The organism is Mammaliicoccus fleurettii, assembly GCF_003970575.1.
Classification (GTDB): domain Bacteria; phylum Bacillota; class Bacilli; order Staphylococcales; family Staphylococcaceae; genus Mammaliicoccus; species Mammaliicoccus fleurettii.
In genome coordinates this window covers 1-3,329 of record NZ_RXWZ01000151.1, presented here as the reverse complement: position 1 = coordinate 3,329, position 3,329 = coordinate 1, and the positions used below count along the sequence as shown (strand labels likewise).

4 protein-coding genes are annotated in these 3,329 nt (G+C 28.3%); 1 reads left to right on the top strand and 3 read right to left on the bottom strand.

Annotated elements, in window-relative coordinates; translation table 11 throughout:
• The first annotated feature begins 49 nt into the window (after nucleotides 1-49).
• Nucleotides 50-313: a DUF2627 family protein gene (locus CD129_RS10480; RefSeq protein ID WP_078356584.1), complete on the top strand. Its 264-nt coding sequence runs from the start codon at nucleotides 50-52 to the stop codon at nucleotides 311-313.
• Nucleotides 314-322: 9 nt separating this feature from the next.
• Here CD129_RS10480 and CD129_RS10475 read toward each other — a convergent pair whose 3' ends face one another.
• From CD129_RS10475 to ahrC, 3 genes are read right to left on the bottom strand one after another with little or no spacing between them, the layout of a single operon-like run.
• A complete protein-coding gene (locus tag CD129_RS10475; RefSeq protein WP_115337406.1) occupies nucleotides 323-1,036 on the bottom strand; it encodes a response regulator in 714 nt (237 codons plus the stop codon).
• Between the two features lie 22 nt (nucleotides 1,037-1,058).
• Nucleotides 1,059-2,735 carry a DNA repair protein RecN gene (gene recN, locus CD129_RS10470; protein ID WP_107510052.1) on the bottom strand — a complete coding sequence of 559 codons (1,677 nt, stop codon included), beginning with the start codon at nucleotides 2,733-2,735 and terminating at the stop codon, nucleotides 1,059-1,061.
• Between the two features lie 17 nt (nucleotides 2,736-2,752).
• Entirely contained in the window at nucleotides 2,753-3,205 is a 453-nt protein-coding gene (gene ahrC, locus CD129_RS10465; protein ID WP_078356581.1) for a transcriptional regulator AhrC/ArgR, read from the bottom strand.
• Nucleotides 3,206-3,329: the final 124 nt, after the last annotated feature.

The following is a 3,329-nucleotide window of genomic DNA, read 5'->3' as shown; positions in this document are numbered from 1 at the left end:
CATTATCTCATATATAATATAAGTTATTAATCAATAGGAGTTTTAACTTATGCAAAAGTACATTGCATTACTCATTTTAGTAATACCAGGAATAATAGCAGGATTAGGTATTAAGTGGATGAGAGACGCAGTTTTTGGTGAACTTGTTCCACAATTACAATTTATCTGGCTGCAATTTTTCTTAGGATTCATATTTTTCGTATTCGGTGTTATTTTTATTGGTGGATATATTTTACATCGTGAAAAGAAAAATAAAAGAGCGCAAGAACACTTTATGAAAAAAAATAATACAAAAAAAACTGATAAATCATAATTTGATTTATCAGTTTTTTTCATTTTGTGTTTCTTTATACTTTTTGTAAAGATGCGTAATCAACTCACCATTTGTTGGTCTTATGTAAGATTTTTCACTATTATACCAATACGTTTTTAATTCTTTTTCCCAAGCTAATTTAATTGCATGTCTGATTGAACGCTCTACATTATTAGCTTGAACGTCATAATAATCTGAAATAAGTGGGTATAATTCTTTAGTTAATTGCATTTTGTGTGTATGTTTAAGCATTAAATGAACACCACATTTAATATATTTATAACCGTTCAAATTATATGAAAAGCCTATCTTTTCAAGTAATAAATCTAAAGCGTCTATTTCAGAAATATTTGTTTCACTTGTATTTAATACGCGTTGTATTGTATTTAGTAAGACATCAAATTCAATAGGCTTAATTAGAAAGTAATCTACACCTAATGAAACAGATTCTTTTAATACATCATCGCTTACGAATGCGCTCATACATATTACTTTATATTGTTTATTTGGGTTAATATATTTTTTAAGCAAAGTCATACCATCAATATGTGGCAAGATTAAGTCTAGTAGAAGAACATCGAAAGCTTCTCCACTTAAAATATCAAGAGCTTCTTTACCATTGTATCCAATATTAACTATCTCAATATCATGATTTTTTAGATACTGAGCCATTTCACTTACATATGCTTTCGAGTCTTCTATAATTGCTACCTTAATTACCATGCTAACACCCTATCAAATCATTTTATTTTAAATTTTTATTTTGTAAAATCATTTCTTTAGCATGTTGTTTAGTTAATTCTGTAACTTCAACACCTGAAATCATTCTTGCTATTTCATCGATTTTATCTTCACCATTTAATTGTTTGATTGAAGTAGTTGTTCGATCGTTTACTGTTTCTTTAGTTATATATAAATGATTATCACATATTGCAGCCACTTGTGGTAAATGTGATATACAAATTACTTGTAAAGATTGCGAAATTTGATGCATCTTTTCTGCCATTTTTTGAGCTACTCTACCAGATACACCAGTATCAACTTCATCAAATAATATTGCAGTTTGTCCTTTTGATGATACAAATATACTTTTTAAAGCAAGCATAATCCTAGATAGTTCACCACCAGAAGCTATTTTATTTAGACTTTTTAGTGGTTCACCTTTGTTTGGACTAATTAAAAATTCAACTTCTTCTAATCCATAAGAGCTAGGTTTAGTTTTAGTGAAAGTTATCTCTATATTTGCATCTTGCATATGTAGATTTTGAACTTCTTCTACTAATCTATCTCTTAACTTCAAAGCAACTTGTCTTCTCTTTGTTGAAAGCACTTGACCATATTTCATTACATCATCATATAAATTATTTATTTCATCTCTTAATTGCGTTGTACTTTGTTCATAATTTTCAATTTTAAATATTTCATCATCAATTTTATCTCTATATTTTATTAATTCGGCTATACTCTTACCATATTTACGATTTAAATCTGTGAGTACATTTAAACGTGATTCATAGTCATTTAATAATGACTCATCAAAATCATTTGATGTTAATTCATTATATAACTCATGTTTGTAGTCTTCCAATGTATAATACATTTGATCTAGTTCTTCACTAAACGATGTATATTTATCAGGAATAATATCATTAATATGTTGAATCTCTTGATTGAGTTCATATATTTTATCCGTAATGTTCTCTTCACTGCTCAGTAAGAAATGTGCTTTATTAAGACTTTCGTTAATCTTTTCATGATTTTGAAGCATTTTAATTTCTTTATTTAAAAAGTCAATTTCATCTTCTTTTAAGTCTGCATCTTGTAATTCATCACGTTGGAATTTTATTAAATCTAATCGTTGTAGTAATGCTTGATCTTGAGATTCTAATTTTTCTAATTCTTGCTTTTTCGAACGATAAGAATGAAAAGCTTTTTCAAATTGATCAATTTCTGATTGATAAGTCCCATCCGCAAAATCATCAAGCAGAGATAAGTGATACTTAGGCTTTAATAATACTTGCGTCTCATGTTGTCCGTGTATATCCAATAATTCTTGCATGACGGTTTTTAAATCAGATAAAGTAACATTTTGATTATTTAATTTACAAATACTTTTACCAGATGAGAAGATTTCTCTTTTTACAAACAAAAAATCTTCATCGTAATCAATATCTAACTCATTTAAGATTTTATTTACGTTTGGTACATTATCAATATCAAATACGCCTTCTATAGTCGCCTTTTGCTCACCATGTCTTACAAAGCTTTGCGATGCTCTTGCACCTACTAATTGGCCGATTGCATCTATAATGATAGATTTACCAGCGCCTGTTTCACCACTTAATACAGTTAGTCCATCTGAAAAATTTATTTCTAAAGATTCAATTATAGCGAATTGTTTAATCGTAAGTGCTTGTAACATAGTATTTAAAATCTCCTTTAAAGCATATTAAAAATTCTATCAGTGATAACTTCAGCAGCATCTGTATCTTTACATATGATAAGACAAGTATCATCTCCACAAATAGTACCAATAACTTCTGTCCAATCAATTTGATCAATGATTGCCCCAATTGATTGAGCATTGCCTGGTAATGTCTTTAATACTAATAAATTATCCGCACCATCAATTTTAACGAATGAATCCATTAAATATCTACCTAATTTATCAATCGGATGATATTTTCTATCTCTAGGTAAACTATAAATGTATTGACCAGAAGGAGCTGGAACTTTTATTAGTTGTAATTCTTTTATATCACGAGAAATCGTAGCTTGTGTAATATTCAATTCGTATTCATTTAATCGCTTTACGAGCTCTTCTTGAGTTTCTATTTGTTCATTAGAAATTATTTCTCTTATCTTAATTTGACGCATTGTTTTGTTCGCCATTTCATACACCTCTGTTAATGAATATTTATACACTTATAATAGCATAAAATTAACAAAAATAGTAATGTAAGCGCTATTAATATATTAAAAGACGCTTTAGAACTACTAAAGCGTCACTTTCAAT

Coding starts and splice junctions, on each gene's coding strand:
- CD129_RS10480 (WP_078356584.1), top strand. CDS start 50: ATGCAAAAGTACATTGCATTACTCATTTTAGTAATACCAGGAATAATA.
- CD129_RS10475 (WP_115337406.1), bottom strand. CDS start 1,036: ATGGTAATTAAGGTAGCAATTATAGAAGACTCGAAAGCATATGTAAGT.
- recN (WP_107510052.1), bottom strand. CDS start 2,735: ATGTTACAAGCACTTACGATTAAACAATTCGCTATAATTGAATCTTTA.
- ahrC (WP_078356581.1), bottom strand. CDS start 3,205: ATGGCGAACAAAACAATGCGTCAAATTAAGATAAGAGAAATAATTTCT.